Origin of the sequence: Pantoea sp. EKM20T (assembly GCF_011800485.1) — a bacterium.
In the GTDB taxonomy this organism is placed as follows: domain Bacteria; phylum Pseudomonadota; class Gammaproteobacteria; order Enterobacterales; family Enterobacteriaceae; genus Pantoea; species Pantoea agglomerans.
The window spans coordinates 147,171-168,333 of sequence record NZ_JAALFW010000004.1; the positions used below are offsets into that span (position 1 = coordinate 147,171).

The window sequence follows — 21,163 nt, forward strand, 5'->3', positions numbered from 1 at the left end:
CCGGGGTGCGGTAAGTGGCATTCTGTAAAATGTGTCTTCCTGAAAAATATCAATTCATCGTCGTTTCATCGCTACTAGGCTTGAATTTAATTAACATTGCCCAGGCATACAGGCAGGTTTGTATAGCCCGGCTGGCTTGCCATAGATAAGGGTGAACATGTCGGCGCCATATTCTGGCTAACCGGCTGAGCCTGGGGCTGATTTTGATACTGGTTGTTATAGCTGTTCGTTGAGGATTTTCTTGCGGCCTGACGGCCCTTCTCACGCACGTAGGATGACGTGTAGTTATGGGCCTGGTATGCGCCATAACCCGCCACGCCCGCAGTAGCATATCTGGCCGTTCGCTTGCTGCTGGAATATCTCTTCTTGATTCTGGGTGTCGTTGTTTGTGATGAGTAACCTGAACTAAAACTATGGCTGTAGCTTCTATGCCCACCCCCACCACGATGGCCGCGCGCATCAGCTGTAAACGAGGCAGCCATCAGTGACGCCATAGCCAGACTTAAAATAATTCCCTTCATTACTGCCCCAGTTTTTTCATATTCATTAATCATGTTCTCGTCAAAAATCACGATATCTTCAGCCAGAAGAACAATTTTTTAGATTTATTTAACTCGTTCAACGCTGCGCTATCCTTATGAGAGGAGGTCCCCATGTGTGGACGGTTTGCGCAGTACAGCAGCAGAGATGATTACTTTGCATCCCTGGGGCTGAAGCCCGATGAAATTATTTATGATCCGGAGCCGATAGGCCGCTTTAACGTTGCTCCAGGCACCAAAGTGCTCTTGCTCAATGAGCGGGATAATGAACTGCACTTTGATCCGGTTTACTGGGGTTACGGTCCGGAGTGGTGGGACAAACAACCGCTTATCAATGCGCGTGGTGAAACCGCTGCGACGGGACGCATGTTCAAACCGCTGTGGGAGCATGGTCGCGCCATTGTTCCTGCCAATGGCTGGTATGAATGGAAGCGAGAGGGCGACAAAAAACAGCCTTACTTTATCTACCACAAAGAGAAAGAACCGCTGTTCTTCGCCGCTATCGGCAAAGCTCCTTATGGTAAGGATCATGGGCATGAGGGTTTTGTTATCGTAACGGCAGCGAGCAATAAAGGCATGGTTGATATCCATGACCGACGCCCGCTGGTTTTAAGTGCGGATGCTGTACGCGAATGGCTCAGTGCCGAAACCACGTCAGAACGTGCTCAGGAAATTGCACATGAAGCCGCATTGCCGGAAAAGGACTTTACCTGGCATCCTGTTACAGCCAAAGTCGGCAACATCCACAATCAGGGTGAAGCGCTTATTAAAGAGATCAAGCCTGACTGAACAGACCGATGAGGTGAGAGATTTACATAGTTTCCCGCACCGTTTCCCGTTATAAAAACAGGATCACTCGTTTCTTAATCTGAGAGCGTTTATTTTGCAGGCAGACACTATGCGGTTGTTTCTTCGGCCAGTCACCCCATCAGATGCCGATGATCTTTTCAGGATCTACGGCGACCCTGCGACGAATACGTTTAATCCCGCGGGCCCACATCCGGATATCCATCATTCACGGGAAGTGCTATCGCGCTCTATCCGTCACTGGGAATTGAATGGCTTCGGCAGTTGGGCTATCTCGCTTCAGGATAATCCAGAAAGAATCATCGGTTTTGGGGGATTGAGCATCAGAAGCTTTGCCGATATCACGATCAATAATCTGGGATATCGTTTCTCTCCGGAATCCTGGGGGAAAGGACTGGCGACGGAATTTGCGAACTATGCGGTTAGTTATGGATTCGAAGAAGTAAAACTGGCTGAGATTTCTGCAGTCGTAAGAGCGAATCATCTGGCTTCACAAAAGGTTCTGATTAACGCCGGCCTCCGGCATACCCGGGATATTTATGATGTGGAAAATGCGCCCGCAAGCATGCTGTTTACCCTGAGTCAGGATGAATGGAATCAAAAACGGGGGTGAGGAGGATATATCCTGTCCTGCTCAGTACCTATCGTTTCAGGTCAATCAGTGCGAGCTTTAGATGATGCGCTATAAAGTTCGCTCTCAGCGCGCTGTAGCGTTGAGCATCGTTGTTACAGAGTGATGCTGCTTCACGCTTTATCTCAGCATAGGTTGCTGCGATATCTCTGTTTTCTCTGAGGAAATCACGGAAAGCAAGGTGCCTTATTATCTGTTCGTCTCCAGATGCAAACGCATGCACCTGATGGCTACGCCGTTCTCCACCCTTAATAAAATATCTGCGGCCTGAGATTCCGTTCTCACCACGAGAACACTTCTATTGTCAGTCATCTCAAATGACGCTGAAGAGTCTGTTAAATCCGTGGTGCCACAAGCGAAGCTGGAATAGTTTTATCCGCATTCAGGCGACAAGTTACGAGAATAACACTCACTGCCTTAATGGCATCCGTCAGGGATTTACCCTTTTACTCAGCCCAGGAATCATCGCTTCTTACCCCTTTCATTACTGTAATTTCTTTCCCCGCTGCCGATAACAGATCCAGTACCAGCGAGCCATAGAAGCGGAACGTCGGTGATAACCTATTAATTCAAACATCGGGGTCTCCTATGTATCGGAACAAAAAAATAAAATTAAGCGTCATGCTCACTGCGGCATTCCTCACAGTCATCTTAACGGGCGTTTTTGTGACAGGATTTGCCGGGTTTAAACTCAATACGGCCAGCGATCAGCAGGAATTGACGCGCGCGCGGCTGGGCGATCTCCAGGCCCTGCAGACGCTAAAAGATAATTTAACTCAGCAAACTGTCCTTTTACTGTCCGTGGCTTCAGACACTCAGCCTCAGGCAGAGACCACTATAAAAACCCAGTTCTCTGCGTTGCAGACCAACAGTGATAATACCACCGCGCATTTTCGCGAACTGATCAACGGTGCCAAAAGCATTCCGGGGATCAATCTTGCTGAAGTAGAAGAGGCTTCCACGCAATTAAATAAAATCGAAGTGGCAGCGGGTCCGCTTCATCAGGCAGAGCAAAACCTGTTTATGCAGAACGCCACTACGTTCCCGGAAAAACTCCGTGGTGAACTGATCCCTGCGCTTTCGCACTACCGCAGTGCGGTAGATGGGATGGTTGATTATCAGGCGCGGGTAACGAGTAAAACGGCGGAAACGTCCACGCAGGCGCTCTCCGGTGTTTATATGACGCTGGCAGGCCTGACCACCCTGTTTGTTGTGATGGGATTTGTGATGAGTGGGCTGATTACCCGCTGGATCAAGACTCAGCTGGGTGGCGAACCTTCTCATGCGCAGGGCCTGGCCGCTGCGATTGCGGCGGGCGATCTGACGACAAAAGTGACCCTTCGTCAGGGGGATACCCTCAGCATGATGTCTTCTCTGGATAGCATGCAGAGCAATCTGCGTGACCTGGTCTCGCAGATTAAAGATTCTTCCGCTTCGGTCGCCATGGCGGCTGATGAAATTTCTCAGGGCAATACCGAACTCTCTTCCCGTACAGAGCAGCAGGCCGCCGCTCTGCAGGAAACCGCCGCCAGTATTGAACAGCTCACGGTTACAGTGAAAAGCAATGCAGCGGGCGCGCAGCAGACTGCGGATTCAGCCCGTGAAACCGCTGCGCTGGCGCGTTCGGGTGAACACGATATGCAGCGCATGTCAGAGACGATGAATGATATTTCAAAAAGCGCGGTGAAAGTCCGGGATATCACATCCGTTATCGAAGGAATTGCATTTCAGACCAACATTCTGGCGCTTAACGCGGCAGTCGAAGCAGCGCGAGCGGGCGAACAGGGTCGAGGTTTCGCCGTCGTCGCGGGTGAAGTCAGGACGCTGGCGCAGCGCAGTGCAACGGCAGCCAGAGATATTAAACATCTGATAGAAGAGGCTGTGGCGCAGGTCGAAAGTGGTGTTGTCGTGGCAACCGGGACCGGCAAGAGCATTCTTGATATCAATGCGATGGTTGGAAAACTCGCCGTCGCGATGGATAACATCTCACTCGCCTCAGCTGAACAGATGCAGGGCATTTCACAGGTCAGCATCGCAGTGAACGAGATGGACGGCGTCACGCAGAATAACGCCGCGCTGGTTGAGGAGTCCTCTTCGGCATCGCAGTCGCTTTCAGCCCAGGCACACGCTTTACGTGAAGCCGTGAATGCTTTTCGCATTTAAGTTCATGCGCATAACTCACGGCGAAAGACGTGGGTTGAGAGCATCTGAGCTGTCCGGGGCAATGCCTTTTTTACATTGCTGATTTGTATGACCGGGAGCTATTTCTTGCCAGTAATGACGGCTGTCTGCTGTGCGTGAAAAGCAGACGTTGACGCAGTATGGACTCGTTATGATAAGCCCACCTCTGGTGGGCTTATTGCATATCGCATCAGCCTGAACCCCCCCAGCTAAAAAAAATTAAAATTTTTTGCATCCGTTTTCGCTGCTCATTCGTATTAACAGACAAGGGCGCTCTCGCCCTGTCCGTTAACTCAATGAGGGAAGTGAAAATGAAACCATTCCTGCCAACTCTGATTTTTTCTGCATTAGTCTTCAGCTGCGCCACTTACGCGGCGAGCATGGAGAGCGACACGGTGATGGTCGGCGGTGCCGCCATGTACCCATCGAAAAATATTGTTGAGAATGCTGTTAACTCGAAAGACCACACCACGCTGGTGGCCGCCGTTAAAGCCGCCGGCCTGGTCCCGACACTTGAAGGGAAGGGGCCGTTTACCGTTTTTGCGCCCACCAATGCCGCCTTTGAAAAACTGCCTAAGGGCACGGTCGACTCCCTGCTTAAGCCAGAAAATAAACAAAAACTCACCAGTGTCCTGACCTATCACGTGGTCGCAGGAAAACTGGACATGAAAGCGCTGGAGAAAAAAATCAAAGCGGGAGGAGGCAAAGCCGAGCTGAAAACGGTCAATGGCGAATCACTGTGGGTGATGGCAAATGGCCCGCACAACATTCAGCTTAAAGATGCTCAGGGCAATGTTGCCAGTATCACTACGTATGATGTGAATCAGAGTAACGGTGTGATTGACGTTATTGATACCGTGCTGATGCCGTAAAGCGTTACCTATACTGTGTGTAGCCACTGATCGGGTGGCTACACCTTTAACAGGGAAGCCGATGACAAAAAAAGTGCCCCATATTCAGGCCGATTTAATGAATCAGATAGCCGTCGGCGATAAAGCTGCTCTTGAGCAGCTTTATCGCGTTCTGTCGCCCCGACTCTATGGGATCATCCTGCGGATGGTGAGACGCCGGGACTGGGCAGAAGAGATCCTGCACGATACGTTTATCCATATCTGGCAGTCGGCAAATTATTACGACGATAAGCGCAGTGAACCGCATATCTGGCTCAGCCACATTGCCAGAAATCGGGCGATTGATTTCCTCCGTAAACATGAAAACAGAAGCTGTTCCGTGGATGATATCAGCGAAGCGGAAGCGGGTTTCCAGACGCCACTTCCTGCCGATGCGAGTCATGCGGAGGCGCGTCGCCTTCAGCACTGCATGGCGCACTTACCCTCTGAGCAGCGACAAAGCATTTCGCTCGCCTATTATCGTGGCCTCTCACAGAGTGAGATTGCGCTCTCAATGAGTCAGCCTGAAGGAACGGTGAAAAGCTGGATCCGTCGCGCGTTAACCCATCTTCGGGAGTGCATAGGCTTATGACTGGGCAGGAACAACATGATCTCACTGCGGCCGAATATGTGCTTGGCCTTACCGACGATGTGACACGTCATCGGCTGGATAAACGCCTCAATGACGATTCAGTATTCGCCGCGGAAGTGCTGAACTGGCAGAAAGCGTTCAGCGGCATTGATCTGCTCACTCACGCCGTTATCCCGCCTTCTGCGGTCTGGCAGCAGATTGAGCAGGATCTTGGCCGGAATGCAGGCGTCTCTGGCACGACATCAATCCGCAAGCATCCTGGCTTCTGGCTCGGCTGGGGCCTGGCGGCGGCAATGGCTGGCATCCTCATTTTCACCCATTTAAGCAAGCCGGATGCCCCACAGTCTCTGCAGCCGATTGCGGTACTCAGCGGCGCACAGCCCGATGCACAGTTTGTGGTGAATCTGGATAAGTCAGCTTTACTCCTTCAGGTTTCGGCGCTGAACATCACGCTGCCAGAGAATAAAAACCTGCAGCTCTGGCTGATCAGGGGCAGTGCTGCGCCACAATCTCTGGGGCTGATCAATCACCGCGACAGTAATGTTTTCCGGTTACCGCCTGGCGAGTTAGATAATCAGACGGTACTGGCGGTAAGTCTGGAGCCGGTGGGGGGATCTAAGCTCAGCGGGCCGTCCGGTCCGGTGATTTTCCAGGGCAAAGTCACGGTGCTTTAATCATCAGGACGCGGGTCCACGGACCGGGATTCAGCGGAAAAGGGGAGTGGATGGCTTTTCAAATGGCAAACCTCATCCCCTTGCCTTAACCAAATCAGGGGGGAATTACAAAAGAATGGAAATCAGAACGGCGTTGGAGTCTGATGCGGCAGGCATCAGTGAGCTGATACATATTGTGTCGATGCAATGTAATTTTTCAGAGACGGAACCCTGTCCGCAATGGTTTATCGACAGCATAAAACCCGATGCGCTTAAACCGTTGATTGTTTCAGATGACTATCTCTGGCTGATTGCCGTGGAAAGAGGTGAGGTGACAGGCGTACTCACCCTTTTCGAAGGCAATTTAGTTAAATACCTTTTTGTACATCCGAAATGTCAGCGTAAAGGGGTAGCGAGGGCACTCTGGCAGCGGGCGATTCCCGAACTGCGTTCAGAAATCAGCGTACGGTCTTCACTCTTTGCCATCCCTTTTTATGAGAAAAGGGGATTTAAAAAGGTCGGGGAGGTGAAATTTTTTAACGGCGTATCATTCCAGACAATGATCGCTCAGCTCTGAATTAACAAAGAGATTGTTAAGTTCTCTGTTTCTGCAATAAAACGGCCCGGCCACGCATTTATAAAACCAGCTTTTATGGCGAGTGGAACCGGGCCAACCCGCCTTCTTTATTTTTACCTGCGTATATTCCCTGTATTGAACTCACTGACTTTTTGCGCCATTGCTGTCCGCTAATGCTATATCGGGCGCGTGATTTGCAGCGTTTTTACACTTCATCAGACTCTTTTTACGCCTTTTTTACAGGCCGTTCGGTTTAATTAACGGCACCGGGTGTTTACGTGACAACGTTACACGTTGGCAGTCACAACCTGATTTACGCAAAAAGCGTCTGCAGGCATTAAGTGGACGGGGTGTACATTCATGAGTGGTTTTCTCCAGTTTATTCTCCGACCTCCTATTAATAGCGGCTCGCTGCCAGGCACTGGTGCCTCTCCGCAGCAGGTTCTTAAGGAATACAGCATGTCAGGCCTTATTCTTGTTTCGCATAATCAATGTCAACGTTCGACGCTTACTGCAATTTATGACGGCATCCTTTCCCGTCAGGGAGGCGTCTGGATTAGCTGGGATGGTGAAAGCAGGGTGATGCCTCCGGATGCGTCAAGACCCTACGCCGTGCAGCAGATGGGTCAGTATGAAACCGTGACCTTCCCCTATACGCCTGGCGAGCTTAATGAGGGGTACCACAATTATATTCACAAAGGGCTCTGGCCTGTTTTTCATCAGCGTCCGGACATGGCCCGTTTTTCTACAAGCGGCTATCAGGAATATAAAAACATCAATAAAGCCTATGCGCGCGCCATCTGCGAAAACGCCGCACCCGACGATGTTATCTGGATTCAGGATTACCATCTGCTAGGCTGTGCCACCTATATCCGTGAAGAAGGATTGACCAACTTAGTGGGTATTTTTCTGCATCAGCCTTTCCCCGCTGGCAGAATGTTTGAAACCATACCCGAATGGCGCTGGTTCACTGACTCTCTGTTATGTTGTGATCTGATTGGCTTTCAGACCGTGCAGGATATGAATAACTTCCTGGTCTGGCTGGAGAGCGAATTCCGTATAGAACGGCTGGAGGCGCAAAGCTTTCGTGTTCATGGCCGGATTATCAGGGTGGGTGTGTTTCCTGTCGGAATTGACCTTGACGATGTCCAGTCTCTGCGTGATAGCAACAGCTGTGCTTACATGGAAATGCAGTGCCGCGAAAGCCTGCCCGAAAATACCGTGCTAAGCGGCGGCCATCTTGATGAGAGCTCAGGGCTGCCTTACCGAATCAGCACCCTGGAGGTGCTGCTGCGAAAACATGATTGCTACCAGAAAAATATCACGCTGTTGCAGCTGGCGCCTCCGGCAGCCGGACACGCACATGATGCGTCAGAACTCGGTCACGCTCTGGAGGCGTTGTGCGGGGAACTTAATGGCGTGCATGGCACAATGAACTGGTATCCGGTGAACTATCTGACTCATGGTTACAGCCGGGAAGAGCAGGCTGGTATCTATCGTGCCTCACGCGTTGCGCTGGTGACGCCGTTGATGGCAGGCATGAGCCTGATGGCCAAAATGTATATCGCCTTACAGGACCCGAAAAATCCCGGGGTGCTTATCCTCTCGCAGTTTGCCGGTGCAGCCGGGCAGATGGAGGGTGCCATCATCGTCAATCCTTATGATCCTGATGCAATGGCCAGTGCGGTACATCGCGCATTGCAGATGCCGTTACACGAACGGCGGTCTCTGCATGCCCGTCTGATCAAGGGACTGCATATGCACAACAGCCATCACTGGGCTGAGTCATTTTTGCGCATGCTGAACGCTGAGCCAACTGCCCCGGAAGCCTTGCCGTCGCCTGCCTTTTTTCCGCACCTGAGCAGTAGCCGGGCGAGGTACTGAGTTTTTGAGTTGAAGTGGTATTTCGCTGGTGCGCGGGTTAGCGGGGCGAAAGCCAGATAATCGGCCCACTCTGAGCCGATTATCTGAAGCTGAAGCTAATTATTTACTGATTGCGTCCACAACTAGTTTTGCCGCACTGGCCAGTACGTCTTTGCGCGCGACCGCGTCTTTGTCCTTCTGGGTGAAGTAGGTCGTCAGGATGATGGGTGCCTGATCCTTCGGCCAGATGACGGCAATATCATTAGTTGTGCCATAGTCACCACTGCCGGTTTTATCAGCCACTATCCAGTCAGCCGGCAGGCCTGCTTTAATACTGTTTGCACCTGTTGTATTGCCCTTCATCCATTCTGACAGTTTGGCTCGCTGCTCTCCTTTGAGGGCGGTGCCGAGAACAAGCTTATTAAGCGTGTCAGCCATCGCTGAAGGAGTCGTAGTGTCACGCACATCATCCGGGATTGCTGTATTGAGTTCTGGTTCCTTTCTGTCCAGGCGAAAAGCCTTATCGCCGATTGTTCGGGCAAAATGCGTAGCCTGTTGCGGGCCACCCAGATACGCAAGTAATTTATTCATCGCGGCATTATCGCTGTATTGCAACGCCGCAGCACTCAGTTCAGCAACAGTCATTGATGAGCCGATATGTTTCTGGGTGATGGGATTATAATTAACCATGTCGCTTTTATTTATATGAATTTTCTTATCAAGCAAACTATGGTCACTTTCATTTTTCTTTAATATCGCTGCTACTGCCATTACTTTACTTGTGCTGCACAGCGGGAATCTTTCATTGCCCCGCCATGAATATTCAGAACCATCGGATGTGTCAACGACCGTAACGCCGAGTCTGCCAACAGATTTATTTTCCAGTGTCTCAAACTGGCTCTTTAGCGTTAGCTGGTCAAAAGCAGCATGGGCTGACACTGAACAACCTGTTGCGGCCATCAGTAACATGCTGGTCAGGCTTCCTTTAAAGTTTATCATCTTGCATTACCTTATTCTGGCATTAGGAAAATCATGGGGTCTTTTAAGTCACGCAGAAAAAATGCATCCCTTAAATTATTTGCCCCAAAATAAATCAATTTCCTTGTAAGAAAAAACGGTATAAATTGATGCCAGTCATAAGTTTTTCTGGGGGCTGATTTGAAAAGTGATATCCCACTCAATGCGCTGCGTGCATTTGAAGCATCTGCCCGCCACCTCAACTTTACCAGGGCAGGCATGGAACTCTTTGTCTCTCAGGCTGCGGTCAGTCAGCAGGTCAGGCTGCTGGAAGAGAAATTAGGGGTGATTTTGTTCAAAAGGCTTTCCCGGGGCCTGGAGTTGACCGATGAGGCGCGGTTGCTATTCTCAAAAATTTCAGAAGAATTTCATCGTATTGAGAAGGCTTATCGTCAGTTTGAAGGAGGTAAAGTCAGGGAGGCACTGACGATATCCTGTGTGGGCACCTTTGCGCTGGGCTGGCTTTTACCAAAAATTGAAGATTTTCAGCAGAGACATCCCGCTATCGAACTGAGTATTCAGACGAACAACAATGTCGTAAGCATTGCCGGAGAGGGAGTGGATTTTGCTATAAGATATGGTTCGGGTAAATGGGCGTCATCGCATAACCAGCTATTGCTGGATGCGCCGCTGACCCTGTTATGCCGGCCTGAAACGGCGAAGAGACTGACAAAACCTGGCGATATATCCGGCGAGACGTTATTACGTTCTTACCGTCTTGAAGAGTGGGATAACTGGTTTGCTGCGGCGGGTATTTCCCCATTCAGAATTAATGGACCTGTATTCGATTCTTCACGCCTTATTATTGATGCTGTGATGATCACTGGCGGCCTGGCACTGGCACCTGATGTCATGTTTCAAACGGAAATAAAGCAAGGTTTGCTCGCCAGACCATTTAATATTTATTCTGGTCATGATGGGTACTGGTTAACTTGGCAGAGAGCCAGAAAGATGACCCAGTCGATGGAAATATTTCGCGAATGGATTATTGAGCAAATAATTAGGCCGTAATTTATTCAGGTTCGTTCTGTCATCACGCTACGCAGTTCTTCCCTGAGCCAGCGCAGTGACAAATCGTTATCAAGCCGTTTATGCCAGAGCAGTGACAGGGCTATTTCCGGTGTTTCAATGGGTACCGGGCTACAGCATAAGCCGTAATGCGTCACCCACTCATCCGACAGCCCAGCGGGAACGGTGGCTAACGCGGGTGCGCGCGCCAGCAGCGGAGGCAGAGAGGAAAAATGCGGCGTCACGTAGCGAATCGAACGGGCCTTTCCTGATGCCGCAAGCTGGTCATCGATGGCGCTCCAGTTCGCCCCGCGATAGGAAACCAGCAGATGGTCATGCGCCACATAATCCTCCAGCGTCAACGGTGCACGCAACGAAAGCTGTTCCGGGTGCCACAACGTACAAAAGTTGTGTGACACAATTTTCTCGCGCTGGAGCGTGGCGGGTGTGCTCTCGCCAACCGAAATGGCAAGATCGATCTCTCCGCGCGCGACCAGCTCCGCATCCCGGAAGGGATCGCTGGCCGTGACCTGAAGCGTCACGCCGGGAGCGGTGCGCGTGATGTGCGCATACAGTCCCGGCATCAGCCAGCGTTCAACCCAGTCGCTCATCCCCAGCCGAAAAACATGTGTCGCCTCAGAAGGCGTGAAGGATGCTGGCTGAAACAAGACGTTCTGCATCTGTGCCATTAACGGGCCCAGCTCAGCGATCAGCGCTTCAGCACGCGGGGTAGGCTCCATGCCTTTCGCCGTGCGCACAAACAGTGGATCGCTGAACATGACCCGCAATCGGGCCAGTGCATTACTGACTGCTGGCTGACCCAGATGCAGCTTTTCTGCCGCACGCGACACGCTGCCTTCCCGCTTCAGAACCAACAACACCGTCAGTAAATTCAGGTCGATTCGATGAAAATCATTTTCTCTGATAGTGAGCATCAGTTTAATCAATTTGAGTGATACAGGTTGCGTAAGGATACTGCTCACCACGTTGTGATGAAACTTTCTGGAGAGATATTTATGAAAATTTTACTGATGCTGGTGGCGTCTCTTATCGCGTTCAGTCCGGTCTATGCTGCCGAACAGACCTCTGTACGGGATCAGCAAGCTCCGGGTTATTACCGGATGACATTGGGGAAATTACGCATTACCGCGGTTTCCGACGGCACGGTAACCGTTCCCCTGAATAAATTACTGACTCACATTTCGCCTGAAAAACTAAACCATGCAATGGCCAGAGATTCGATGACGCCGCAGGCCGAAACATCAATCAATGCCTTCGTTATCGATGATGGTAAAAAGCGCATTTTAATCGACACCGGGGCCGGTGAGCTTTTTGGACACAATGGCGGACATCTGCTGACTAATCTGGCCGCCGCTGGCTATCCGGCAGAGTCGATCGATGCCGTACTCTTAACCCATATTCATGCCGATCATTCAGGCGGTGTTTCACGCGCGGGCAAGCCTGCTTTTCCAAAGGCCGAAGTGTTCGTGGATAAACGGGATGTCGATTTCTGGCTTAATCCGGCTAACGTCAGCAGGGTAGAGACCAGTCAGGCCCATACCTTTGCAGAATCTGAACGGACTCTTCGCCCGGTCATCAATGCTGGCCTGCTTAAAACGTTTATGGCACCAGCCACATTAACGGGGGGAATCCGTGCAGAGTCGACAGCTGGGCACACGCCGGGTAGCGTACTTTATCGCGTAGAGAGTGAAGGTCAGACCCTGGTGCTGTGGGGAGATATCATCCATGCCAAAGCGGTGCAATTGCCCGATCCTGAAGTGGCCATCCATTTTGATGTCGATCAGAAACAGGCTATCACTACACGTGAAAGGGTACTGAAACAGGCTGCAGATCAGGGCTACTGGGTGGCTGCGGCGCATATCGCCTTCCCTGGCCTGGGCCATGTTCAGCATGAAGGTAACGCTTATCGCTGGGTGCCCGCTAATTACACTACGCAGCTCGGGCAGTAGGTTGTTAACTAAAAAATGTAATAATATCAGGGAGAAAAATTTTGATGTAAGTTAACAGGCGGCGCTTCAATATTAACAAATTGAATAATGTCTTTTAGTTTAGAGGCTTCTCTGTAAGAGGGGCCAGAGCGTTGCCGTACAGATTAGTAATCAATGAGGTTATGGGGCTGATAAAGTCGACAGCGTTATGCCACTCATTGTCGCTGCGCTCTGGGCCATTTCTCACTTCAACCTGAAGGTGAATACAGTCAATGTTCGGGATATCGTTGTAGAAGTTTCTCGCTTAAACAGTCCCGTTCTTTCTGTAGGTAGAGTAATAGCGCAGGACCTGATTTTCCGAGGCCAGAACCTTAAAGAAGGTGACAGGGTCATGTTTTACACGGCGCTGGCTAACTTCGATGAAAAAGTTTTCGATAACCCATTCCGTTTTATTGCGGGGCGAAAAGAAAAGCCACTATCATTCGGCACTGGCATGCATATGTGTATTGGTATGGGCATAGCACTCAGCTTTGCTTCGTCGTTTATTGGCCACATAAACTCACATTACATGCTCAGGGACGTTAGCATAATCGAATTTGCAGAGGGTGTGTCTGCGCCAGGTGCTTCAGATTTTAATATTGGAATAGACTTCAATGAACTGGCTGAAAATTAAAGATTTCCGCACGTTACTCGCTTCTCTTTTCATCTCGAAGTTGGGCGATTATGTATATGAGGTCGTTTTTGTGTTTATTGTGCTCGAGAACACGCATAATAATTATCTTCTTGCCGGCTGCGTCTATTTTTTTCGTTTTATTCCTTTTCTATTTTTCGGCCCCGCTGGTGGCTGGATGGCAGACAATTGGCGCATCAAATGTTCAGTTATACTCTCATTGGCAGACAAGCCCTGGGTGCTGATGTTCAATACATTAACGTATGCAATTTCAATTGTTATACTTTGTACGTTTTCAGAAAATTCACAGAATAAAACGTCGGCGTTCAGATTGAAACAAGTATATCAGGAGAATCTATCCTGCATTAAAAGTTTATTTCAGGAAGCTCCTGGCTTATTTATTGCTATTTTTGGTTCATCTGTTTGCATTCTCTTTACCGGATCATTACTTCGTTTTATTATTCCCGCTGTAGCTGTCAGTCAGGGGAATGGGGAGATATTTACCAGCTGGATATTTTCTCTAATGGCTGCAGGCACAATTACCGGGGGTCTCATTTACGGACGGTTTGCCATAAATATTTCACCATTGAATGTTATGCGCAATTGGTTCTTTTACGGAATTTTACTGGTTTTAATGTCATTTATTGCCCTCTATTCGCTCGAGGCTCTGCTGCCGGTAGCATTCGTCCTTGGTATGAGTGGTGCATTCGTTGATATTTTTCTGGTGACACTCATACAGTCCTGGTCTTTTGCAGAGAACACAGGCAAGACATTCGGCACGTTTTCTACCCTGGCTAATACTGCTGAAGCACTTTCTGGTCTCCTTTCCGGACTGGCCGCCGCTGCGAGTCTGATGGTTGCTTTTGCAGGCATGAGTTCACTCATCGTACTCACTGGCATTATCTCAATGGCTTGTCTTCCAGACAAAAAACAAAAGAATATTTCGGGAAGCAACGAATCCGATAGTTCTGTTTAAAGAGTGCCCAAATGGACGACTTAAATAACTGAGGTCTCTTTTAGATATCCAAAGCAGGCGGTTGGTGCCAAAACGGGGCGTCCGTTCCGGACGTCCCTGGAAGTTACTATTTTACTAAAGGTTCTCTTGCACCGGGCCTGAAAGCATGCTTTTTCGCGCACCAGGCGATAATCAACGCAACAGCCATAAAGATCAGTAGCGCCCATGGGAAAGATACCGCACCGGCATTATTGAGAAGCAGACCACCAATGACGCCGCCGCTTGCGATAGCCAGATTCCAGGCAGTTGTCACCATTGCCTGAACGACATCGACATGATTGCCTGCCGCATCAGCGGCAGCCGTCTGCATCTGAGTTGACGCGCCGCCAAACGACCATCCCCATACGATGACGGCCAGAAAGACCACAATCTGTTCCCGCATGCCTGCGGCGAGTGCCACAGAAACCGCCGCCAGTGCCGCCAGACTGAGCAGAACCAGATTGCGCAGATGGCGATCCACCAGCATCCCGGTTATCCAGATGCCAATAAGTGCCGCAATGCCAAAAATCAGCAGGATAAGCCCGACATTTCCGGTCAGCCCCGACAACTGCAGGAACGGTCCGATGAATGTATAAAGAATATTATGTGCCGTCATCCATAGAAAGATAACCGCCAGAACAGGTCTGACTCCGGGCATCTGGAAAACTTGCCATACCGGTAGTCGGCGGTCGGCCTGCTGTCCCGGCAGGTCAGGAACCGCCACCCATGTCCAGATGAACAGAATGACTGCCAATGCTGCCATGATACCAAAGGGGACTCTCCATCCCATCGTGCTGCCAAGCCATGCGCCAGCCGGGGTTCCAAGGGACAGGGCAACCGGTATTCCAACCATAGCAATAGCGAGAGCGCGGCCCTGCATTTCAGCAGGAACGAGGCGGCGGGCATAGCCCGCCAGAATTCCCCATGCAAGTCCTGCAGCCACACCCGACATGAATCGGGCTGCCATCGTCAGCCAGTAACTGAACGAAAGGGTGGTAATAGTGTTGAAAATCAGGAAGGTACCTACGGCGAGTAATAGTACCTTTTTACGACGCCAGCCACTGGTCAGAACCGTCAGAGGGATTGCCGCGAGTAGCGAACCCAGCGCATAAATGCTGACCAGCTGACCCGCCATCACCTGAGATACGTCAAGACCCATTCCAATTTCCGGAAGTAAACCCGCCGGAAGGGTCTCGGTCAGGATGGCAATAAAGCCTGTCATGGCAAATGCCAGCAGGGAAGCCAGTGGCAGACCCCGTTGTGTTGTGGTCTCACTGAATACTGTATTGGCGTGCACGTTGGCCCCTTTTTTAGTTTGTAACGACTAAAAATTGCGAAACCCTCCGGATAACGGGTTTTACAATATATATACCGATCGGTATATATCAGAAAGTATAGGGCACACTGAGGCTTGTCAAGTATATATGTATCGATTAGTATTTATATACGATAAGCGAAAAAGGAGCGGATATGGCTCAGATGGGACGCCCACGGACATTTGACCGGGAAGAGGCAATTCGTCAGGCGATGACCCTTTTCTGGCAGCATGGTTACGAGTCCACTTCGCTTGCCATGCTCAAGTCAAACCTCGGCAACGGCATCACCGCCCCAAGTTTCTACGCCGCGTTTGGTTCAAAAGAAGCGCTGTTTGAGGAGGTTGTCGATTGTTATATGACGACTTTTGGTCAGGTTAACGATTGCCTATGGGATGACACGCTTGAACCCCGTGACGCTATTGAACTGGCGTTGCGTCGTTCTGCAAAAATGCAGACAGAACAGGGGCATCCCAGTGGTTGCCTGATTGCGCTATCCGTTAATACCTGTTCGCCAGCGAACGAGCACATTCGTGAGATTCTGGCAGCGCAGCGCGATCGGACCAGGGCGGGATTTTTGCGATGTGTCACAAGAGCGAAAGAGGCGGGACTCCTGGCTTTCGATACCGACGTGCGCGCGCTGGCCACGACCCTTCACAGTTTTGAGATCGGCCTGTCGACTGAAGCCCGTGATGGCGCAACCGGCAATGAACTCGATTCGGCGGTATCAACCGCGATGAAAGCCTGGGATGCTAATGCACTGAACGTTGTTGAGTGACAGAGAACGGCGCTTAGTTTCAGCACGAAACTTGTGCCTGTCAGAGAGCAACTATGCGGAAGCGTAAAGTAAGCACGTCTCAATAAGTTAATGCCTGTTAGTGACTATCAAACTTATTGCTGACACCAGACAATGGGTGTGAAACATCAAACGGGACTGCACGCGGTATGGCTTGCCGCCCGCGATCTCCGCACGCCGATGCTCGCTAAAGTGCTGGCGTTGACTGTCGCAGCCTATACTGTTTAACCCACTTGATTTAATACCCGATTTCATTCCCATCATCGGTTATCCCGATTACCTGCTTATAGTGCCTGGGACGTCTTACCCAGTCGATGTCATGCGTGAAAACCGGGAAACCGCAGCGCAAGCTAGTTAATCTCCGGTCGGTCGCATGAAGGCAAGCGGTGTTTATATTGATATGGGTAGTTTGTGCTACTCTGCTTGTCAGGCCACTTAGAGCGTCAGCTTGTGGTTCTGATGTGTTCTCGCTTTATTCCTTTCAGATGTTGTCGCGATCGGCTCAAAATAGTTTTCCGCTCAGATTTGGCCATCTAAGAAAATTTCCCACAACGCTTCTACCGCCCGGGACATCCTCGCTGCGGGTCTGAACAGCCGGATCTCTATGGGTATCCAGAGTGCGCTCTCCTTATGAGCTGCTACGGCAATCGATCCAGCATCAACATCCGGCGCTGCCAGTGTTTCCGGCAGCCAGGCAACGCCATCTCCGGCTTTAACCATGGCGAGTAAGGTGGCAGCAAGATCGGCCGTGAAGGCGATATCCATTCCACGTCTGGCCCGGTTAACCTGTGAGGTATTAGACAGGATGCGGCCCAGTCCGGATTCAGCAGAATAGGAGAGGAAAGGAAACTTCTTACGGCCTGACGCATGGAATAGAGGCTCACGCGTTGTCGGATCGCATCGTGAATACGGCTGTAAAACTTCCCGTCCAAGCCGGACGCTGAGATATTTCGACTGATCGAGATGAATGTGCATATGAGGATGGTAATAACAAAGCAGAAATTGCGCGTCACCTTTCTCAATCATGCGTTCGCAGGCACTTAATGAGTCTGATAACAGTCGAAAAGATCCGAAGCGGGCAATTTTTTCGTTGTTACGCATCAGTGCCGGGAAAAAAGAAAATGACAGTGCATGCGTGGCGGAAAAAATAACATCCGGCCGGGCCTCTCCTGCGGCCTCGATAGATTCACTCCTCAGGGTATAAAGCGCACGAATAAGTTCCGGCACCTGCCTGACGAAAACCTCTCCGGCGCGGGTCAGGCTGACGCCCCGACGATTTCTTTCAAAAATTGGCGTGCCAAGCCACTCTTCTAACGAGACGATTCTGCGGCTGAATGCAGGCTGTGTCACATATCGTGAAGCTGCCGCACGGGAAAAATTGAGTGATTGCGCCAGCGCAATACAGTCTTCAAGCCAGGTTAACTCCAGGTGATGCCGATTTTGCATTACAGGCTGCCTCTTTGGCATTAGAACGGAACCCATGTACTGCTTAGGATAATAGCAGACAGAACAATCAGGTCCCTTAACACTACGCTACTTCATTGTGCCGATGAATGCCGATAAACAGATGGCATGACATAACTGATTGCGTAGATATTTTAGTAAAACAGTCTTTGACTGAGAACTACCGGAGAGATCATGCGCATCCTTGATGTTGTAGAAATTACCAAACCCATTGCTTCCCCTATTCGTAACGCGTACATCGATTTCAGCAAGATGACGACAAGCCTGGTCGCCGTTGTGACAGATGTTGAAGTCGACGGGCGCCGTGTAGTGGGATACGGCTTTAACTCTAACGGCCGTTATGGCCAGGGTGGCCTCATCCGGGAACGCTTCCGTGACCGCATCCTGGAAGCCGATCCCGAAAGCCTGCTGAATGCCAAAGATAACAACCTGGATCCGCACAAAGTCTGGGCCGTGATGATGAGCAACGAAAAGCCTGGCGGTCATGGCGAGCGTTCAGTTGCAGTGGGAACCCTGGACATGGCCATCTGGGATGCAACGGCAAAAATTGCAAACAAGCCGCTGTTCCGCCTGCTGGCCGAAATGAAGGGCGTTGAGGCTAATCCGCGCGTCTTCGTCTATGCAGCTGGGGGTTACTACTATCCGGGTAAAGACCCTGGCGCACTGCGACAGGAAATGCGCGGCTACCTGAACCGCGGCTATAACGTTGTGAAAATGAAAATCGGTGGTGCCTCTCTGGACGAAGACCGCCGCCGTATTGAGGCCGTACTGGAAGAAATCGGCAGCGAAGCACGCCTCGCCGTTGATGCTAATGGTCGCTTTGATCTGGAAACCGGTATTGCCTACGCAAAAATGCTGCGTGAATATCCGCTCTTTTGGTACGAAGAGGTTGGCGATCCGCTCGATTATTCTTTGCAGGCAGCCCTGTCGGAGTTCTATCCAGGCGCAATGGCAACGGGCGAAAACCTCTTTTCACATCAGGACGCGCGAAACCTGCTGCGGTATGGCGGTATGCGTCCGGATCGCGACTATCTGCAATTTGACTGCGCGCTCTCCTATGGGCTGGTTGAGTATCTGCGCACACTGGATGTGCTGGAGCAGTTTGGCTGGTCACCGTCACGCTGCATACCTCATGGCGGCCATCAGATGTCCCTGAATATCGCCGCCGGCCTCGGTCTGGGTGGTAACGAAAGTTATCCCGATCTGTTCCAGCCTTACGGCGGTTTCCCGGACTCGGTAAAAGTTGAAGATGGCCATATTATTATGCCGGAACTGCCGGGTATCGGTTTCGAAGGCAAATCAGACCTCATTAAAGAAATGCGGGCGCTGGCTGAATAAGTTTACGCTTACATTACGGCATGTTTAATGTCACTGCGCCCCTCGTTAAGCCGAGGGGCTGCGGGAAAATATCAATCTCTTAATTAACCTGACGCCTCAGGAAGAATAAATTTATCTGAATCTGAGAGGAGAGGGTGTGATTGAACTGGCAAACGGTAGCATTGTTAATAATTTCGGGTTGAAGGGCTGACTTTGATTCAGGCACAACATCTTATTGTGGGTATATCAGTCATCCGTTGAATTGTCGATATTCAGATATTCTTGCCGGGTTAAATATGCATTGGAAGTTTTTATAGATATCAGAAATTTAGAGCAAGTCATGAATTCTGACGCCTTGCCTGTTTATCTTCGCCTTTTGCTCTAAGGTTGCTCATTTCTCCGTAACATCCTTCGGATAATGAATAAAAAACATTTTCACTGATATTCAGATGGATTTGAAGTCAGCATTTCCTCCCCCTGCCACAGTGTTAAATGAGGAAGTTATTATGAGTGAGAAAACTCTCAAGGGTAATGCGCTTATCGGAAGTAAACGCTGGACAATTATATTACCTGCCGTATTTATCATGTATACCATTTCATTTTTTGATCGGGTGAATATAGGTATGGCGCTGCCCCATATAACAGCTGAAATGGGCCTGAGTCCTGTTGAAGCCGGCTGGCTTGGCGGTGCCTTTGCCTGGGGTTACGTCGCCACGCAATTTACCGCAGGATGGCTGGCTCTCCGTTTTGGATCACGGAAAATAATCGGCATCAGCCTGTTTTTGTTCGGGGCCTGCGCAATGCTTACCGGCCTGACGCGTAACTTCGGTGAACTGGTAGCGATCCGTTTCTTACTGGGCATCGCTGAAGGTCCAATTCAGGCCGCCACGGCCATGTTCCTTGCCCAGTGGTTTATGAAGCCTGAACGGGGGCGGGCATTCGGAATCTGGAATCTTAGCCTGGGTGCGGGCGCGTTTCTGGCCGGTCCGATATCTGGCTGGATCCTTGCACATCATAACTGGCGCATGATGATGGTGATTGAAGGTGCACCGGCCTGGCTGTTCTGCATCATCTGGTTTTATCTGGTACCCAAAAGTATTCAGGCCGCTAGCTGGCTGAGTGCCGAAGATCGGGATTATATCCAGAAAGACCTGGCCGCTGAGCAGTCAAACTACAGGAATGAGAAATCCGATCCCTGGTGGACCATTCTCAAAATACCGGCCCTCTGGCTGATGCTGATCGGCTACTCCCTGCATAGCATGCTCGCTTACGGTTTTACGCTCTGGCTGCCGACAGCTCTCAAAGGGTATGGCACGCTCAGTGAATTTATGGTTGGTCTCATCAGCGGGATGCCTTTCCTGATGACGATGCTGGGCATCTGGTATATCACCCGGCGTTCAGATAAGTACAACCAGGAGCGACGACTGCATGCCGCTATTCCCACCGTCCTCTGTGGTGTGGCATTACTGGCTGCCGCTTTTGTGCCGCTGTCATATTACTGGGCTCAGATAGGTTTGTTCATGTTTGTCGGCCTGACAATGAAGATGCTGGTGCCGCTGGTTTACGTCAGGCTGACTGAAATCCTTCCGACAAAGAAAGCGGTTCCTGCGGTGGCTTTTGTCGGCGCATGCAGCAACTTCATTGGACAGTCTGGCGGCCCCCTTGTTGCCGGATACCTCAAGCATCTGGGTGGTGGTAGTGATATGACGCTGGCATGGGGTGTTCTGGGGCTGTTCTCAATTGTGGGTGGCGTGCTGTTTGCCCTTGCCGTGGGACGTGAGGAACGCATCCGGGACTTCAGCAAGGCATTCTCTGTTTCTGCACACAGAGCAGTATCAACACGTCAATAACAAAGCGAATCTTCACACGGGCATCGGACGCCCAATCGGGCAGGATGCGCGG

Annotated in this window: 21 protein-coding genes and 1 pseudogene; 16 read left to right on the forward strand and 6 right to left on the reverse strand. The window is 50.7% G+C overall.

Annotated features, from left to right (window positions below; translation table 11 throughout):
• Positions 1-86 precede the first annotated feature (86 nt).
• Positions 87-572, reverse strand: coding sequence for a hypothetical protein (locus HFD94_RS08995; RefSeq protein ID WP_108912501.1), 486 nt, complete (start codon positions 570-572; stop codon positions 87-89).
• Positions 573-653: 81 nt separating this feature from the next.
• Between HFD94_RS08995 and HFD94_RS09000 the strand changes: the two genes are divergently transcribed.
• Both HFD94_RS09000 and HFD94_RS09005 read left to right on the forward strand, forming a co-directional pair.
• The gene (locus HFD94_RS09000) at positions 654-1,328 is read left to right on the forward strand and encodes an SOS response-associated peptidase family protein (protein WP_010247008.1); all 675 of its coding nucleotides are present in this window, start codon (positions 654-656) and stop codon (positions 1,326-1,328) included.
• Positions 1,329-1,437: 109 nt separating this feature from the next.
• A complete protein-coding gene (locus HFD94_RS09005; protein ID WP_052271354.1) occupies positions 1,438-1,959 on the forward strand; it encodes a GNAT family N-acetyltransferase in 522 nt (173 codons plus the stop codon).
• 28 nt (positions 1,960-1,987) lie between these two features.
• Here HFD94_RS09005 and HFD94_RS09010 read toward each other — a convergent pair.
• Positions 1,988-2,254: pseudogene (locus HFD94_RS09010) on the reverse strand (GrpB family protein); the annotation flags it as partial.
• 311 nt (positions 2,255-2,565) lie between these two features.
• Between HFD94_RS09010 and HFD94_RS09015 the strand changes: the two are divergent.
• From HFD94_RS09015 to HFD94_RS09040, 6 genes are all read left to right on the forward strand, one after another.
• Positions 2,566-4,140, forward strand: a complete 1,575-nt coding sequence (locus HFD94_RS09015) for a methyl-accepting chemotaxis protein (RefSeq protein ID WP_163641284.1) — start codon at positions 2,566-2,568, stop codon at positions 4,138-4,140.
• A 329-nt stretch (positions 4,141-4,469) separates the two neighbouring features.
• A complete protein-coding gene (locus HFD94_RS09020) occupies positions 4,470-5,030 on the forward strand; it encodes a fasciclin domain-containing protein (protein ID WP_052271356.1) in 561 nt (186 codons plus the stop codon).
• 61 nt (positions 5,031-5,091) lie between these two features.
• Positions 5,092-5,640 (forward strand): sigma-70 family RNA polymerase sigma factor, encoded by a 549-nt coding sequence (locus HFD94_RS09025; protein ID WP_045140068.1) that lies wholly within the window; start codon positions 5,092-5,094, stop codon positions 5,638-5,640.
• Positions 5,637-6,314 (forward strand): anti-sigma factor domain-containing protein, encoded by a 678-nt coding sequence (locus HFD94_RS09030; protein ID WP_167433045.1) that lies wholly within the window; start codon positions 5,637-5,639, stop codon positions 6,312-6,314. Before HFD94_RS09025 ends, HFD94_RS09030 begins: the two co-directional genes overlap by 4 nt.
• A 46-nt stretch (positions 6,315-6,360) precedes the next feature.
• Positions 6,361-6,870: a GNAT family N-acetyltransferase gene (locus HFD94_RS09035; protein ID WP_235605077.1), complete on the forward strand. Its 510-nt coding sequence runs from the start codon at positions 6,361-6,363 to the stop codon at positions 6,868-6,870.
• 459 nt (positions 6,871-7,329) lie between these two features.
• Positions 7,330-8,754, forward strand: coding sequence for a trehalose-6-phosphate synthase (locus HFD94_RS09040; protein WP_167433046.1), 1,425 nt, complete (start codon positions 7,330-7,332; stop codon positions 8,752-8,754).
• Positions 8,755-8,853: 99 nt separating this feature from the next.
• Here HFD94_RS09040 and bla read toward each other — a convergent pair whose 3' ends face one another.
• Positions 8,854-9,693 (reverse strand): class A beta-lactamase, encoded by an 840-nt coding sequence (gene bla / locus HFD94_RS09045; protein WP_371742534.1) that lies wholly within the window; start codon positions 9,691-9,693, stop codon positions 8,854-8,856.
• Between the two features lie 198 nt (positions 9,694-9,891).
• Between bla and HFD94_RS09050 the strand changes: the two genes are divergently transcribed.
• Positions 9,892-10,761 carry a LysR substrate-binding domain-containing protein gene (locus HFD94_RS09050; protein ID WP_010670421.1) on the forward strand — a complete coding sequence of 290 codons (870 nt, stop codon included), beginning with the start codon at positions 9,892-9,894 and terminating at the stop codon, positions 10,759-10,761.
• A 5-nt stretch (positions 10,762-10,766) separates the two neighbouring features.
• On the opposite strand, the gene HFD94_RS09055 is transcribed toward HFD94_RS09050, so the two are convergent.
• Positions 10,767-11,693: a LysR family transcriptional regulator gene (locus HFD94_RS09055; RefSeq protein WP_167433048.1), complete on the reverse strand. Its 927-nt coding sequence runs from the start codon at positions 11,691-11,693 to the stop codon at positions 10,767-10,769.
• A gap of 81 nt (positions 11,694-11,774) precedes the next feature.
• On the opposite strand from HFD94_RS09055, the gene HFD94_RS09060 reads away from it, so the two are divergent.
• The 3 genes from HFD94_RS09060 to HFD94_RS09070 all read left to right on the forward strand — a co-directional run bounded on the left by HFD94_RS09060 (position 11,775) and on the right by HFD94_RS09070 (position 14,353).
• Complete coding sequence (locus tag HFD94_RS09060) at positions 11,775-12,728, forward strand: MBL fold metallo-hydrolase (RefSeq protein WP_167433049.1); 954 nt, start codon at positions 11,775-11,777, stop codon at positions 12,726-12,728.
• 187 nt (positions 12,729-12,915) lie between these two features.
• Positions 12,916-13,380 (forward strand): cytochrome P450, encoded by a 465-nt coding sequence (locus HFD94_RS09065; RefSeq protein WP_243234780.1) that lies wholly within the window; start codon positions 12,916-12,918, stop codon positions 13,378-13,380.
• Entirely contained in the window at positions 13,361-14,353 is a 993-nt protein-coding gene (locus HFD94_RS09070) for an MFS transporter (protein WP_167433050.1), read from the forward strand. The genes HFD94_RS09065 and HFD94_RS09070 overlap by 20 nt, the downstream gene beginning before the upstream one ends.
• A 106-nt stretch (positions 14,354-14,459) precedes the next feature.
• Here the strand turns inward: HFD94_RS09070 and HFD94_RS09075 are convergent, their stop codons facing one another.
• The gene (locus HFD94_RS09075) at positions 14,460-15,668 is read right to left on the reverse strand and encodes an MFS transporter (RefSeq protein ID WP_052271364.1); all 1,209 of its coding nucleotides are present in this window, start codon (positions 15,666-15,668) and stop codon (positions 14,460-14,462) included.
• 173 nt (positions 15,669-15,841) lie between these two features.
• On the opposite strand from HFD94_RS09075, the gene HFD94_RS09080 reads away from it, so the two are divergent.
• Together HFD94_RS09080 and HFD94_RS23000 are read left to right on the forward strand one after the other, a co-directional pair.
• A complete protein-coding gene (locus HFD94_RS09080) occupies positions 15,842-16,462 on the forward strand; it encodes a TetR/AcrR family transcriptional regulator (RefSeq protein ID WP_022624385.1) in 621 nt (206 codons plus the stop codon).
• Between the two features lie 271 nt (positions 16,463-16,733).
• Complete coding sequence (locus HFD94_RS23000) at positions 16,734-16,838, forward strand: hypothetical protein (protein ID WP_228312790.1); 105 nt, start codon at positions 16,734-16,736, stop codon at positions 16,836-16,838.
• Positions 16,839-16,999: 161 nt separating this feature from the next.
• Here HFD94_RS23000 and HFD94_RS09090 read toward each other — a convergent pair whose 3' ends face one another.
• Positions 17,000-17,926: a LysR family transcriptional regulator gene (locus HFD94_RS09090; protein ID WP_124890752.1), complete on the reverse strand. Its 927-nt coding sequence runs from the start codon at positions 17,924-17,926 to the stop codon at positions 17,000-17,002.
• A gap of 192 nt (positions 17,927-18,118) precedes the next feature.
• Here HFD94_RS09090 and HFD94_RS09095 point away from each other — a divergent pair, with 192 nt between their 5' ends.
• The gene (locus HFD94_RS09095) at positions 18,119-19,282 is read left to right on the forward strand and encodes a mandelate racemase/muconate lactonizing enzyme family protein (protein ID WP_163641298.1); all 1,164 of its coding nucleotides are present in this window, start codon (positions 18,119-18,121) and stop codon (positions 19,280-19,282) included.
• Between the two features lie 428 nt (positions 19,283-19,710).
• Complete coding sequence (locus tag HFD94_RS09100) at positions 19,711-21,111, forward strand: MFS transporter (protein ID WP_243234781.1); 1,401 nt, start codon at positions 19,711-19,713, stop codon at positions 21,109-21,111.
• Positions 21,112-21,163: the final 52 nt, after the last annotated feature.